Below are 1,467 nucleotides of genomic sequence, written 5' to 3' on the forward strand. Positions count from 1 at the left end.
CGATGGTGGCCGAGAGCTGGGCCGTCGTGACGATCCCGGTCATGGGCGCGCTCGGCGCGGATGCTGCGCGCGTCGTCGGGTCGCTGCACCTGCTCATCGGGTATGCCGTGCTCGGCCTGCTCGTCGCCCGCAAGTCCGCGGACGGGTCCTGACACCAGGCGCCGAAGCCCCCGGCACCCGGTGCCGGGGGCCTCCTGCGTGACGCCCCGAGCGATCATGGCGCCGTCCCGAGACGAGGGGCAGGGCGCCCACCCAACGGCTCTGGACGTCGAGGGCCCCATGTCTCGAGACCCTGTCCCGGCCTTCCTGTGCTAGACAGTTCGAAACCAAAGGGGCCCCCATGCAGCACCTCACCGTCGGACTCTTCTCCCGGTCGCGGAAGGAGAACGAGCGCCGCCTCCCGATCCATCCCCAGCACCTCGAGCGCATCGATGCCGGCCTTCGGCAGCAGATCTACGTCGAGGCCGGCTACGGGGAGCCCTTCGGTCTGTCCGACGAGCAGCTCGCTCCGCTGGTGGGAGGGATCCACTCACGCGACCAGCTGCTCGCCGAACGCGACGTGATCCTGCTACCCAAGCCGATGGCCGAGGACCTCGCCGAGATGCGAGAGGGACAGGTGCTGTGGGGCTGGCCCCACTGCGTCCAGGACGCACAGCTCACACAGGTCGCGATCGACAGACGCCTGACGCTGATCGCCTTCGAGGCGATGAACCACTGGAACAAGGACGGCTCCTTCAACCTGCACGTCCTGCACAAGAACAACGAGCTCGCCGGCTACGCCTCCGTCCTGCACGCCCTCTCGCTCGTGGGCTCCACCGGTGACTACGGACGCCGGCTGAGCGCGGCCGTCATCGGGTTCGGCGCCACGGCCCGCGGCGCGGTGACTGCGCTGACGGCGCTGGGCGTCAACCCGGTGGACGTCCTGACCCACCGGGAGGTGGCCGCCGTCGCAGCCCCCATCCACTCGGCGCGGATCGTCCACTTCGACTACGGCGTGCCCGGCGGACGCGGGGGCGACGTGTTCACCGACGAAGGGCCCGAGCCACTCGCCGGCTTCCTCGCCGCCCACGACATCGTCGTCAACTGTGTCCTGCAGGACCCCAACCGGCCGATGATGTTTCTCGATGAGGACGACCTCCCGGCACTGTCCGGGTCGCTCGTCATCGATGTCTCGTGCGACGAGGCGATGGGGTTCAGCTGGGCGCGGCCCACCTCGTTCGAGGAGCCGATGTTCGTCGTGGGGAACGACGTGCACTACTACGCCGTGGACCACAGCCCCTCCTACTTGTGGAACTCCGCGACCTGGGAGATCAGCGAGGCCCTGCTGCCGTTCCTGCCGACCGTGCTCGCCGGGCCGGGCGCCTGGGCGGCAGACGAGACGATCCGGCGGGCCATCGAGGTCCAGGACGGCGTGATCCTCAATCCGAGCATCCTCACCTTCCAGTCCCGCTCGGATGAGTTCCCGCA

1 protein-coding gene is annotated in these 1,467 nt (G+C 69.3%); it reads left to right on the plus strand.

Annotation, left to right across the window (positions count from 1 at the left end; translation table 11 throughout):
• Positions 1-340: 340 nt before the first annotated feature.
• On the plus strand, positions 341-1,467 hold a 1,127-nt coding region (locus LOY02_RS18680; RefSeq protein ID WP_317183871.1), incomplete at its 3' end, for a N(5)-(carboxyethyl)ornithine synthase.

The organism is Intrasporangium sp. (assembly GCF_032907665.1).
In the GTDB taxonomy this organism is placed as follows: Bacteria; Actinomycetota; Actinomycetes; order Actinomycetales; family Dermatophilaceae; genus Intrasporangium.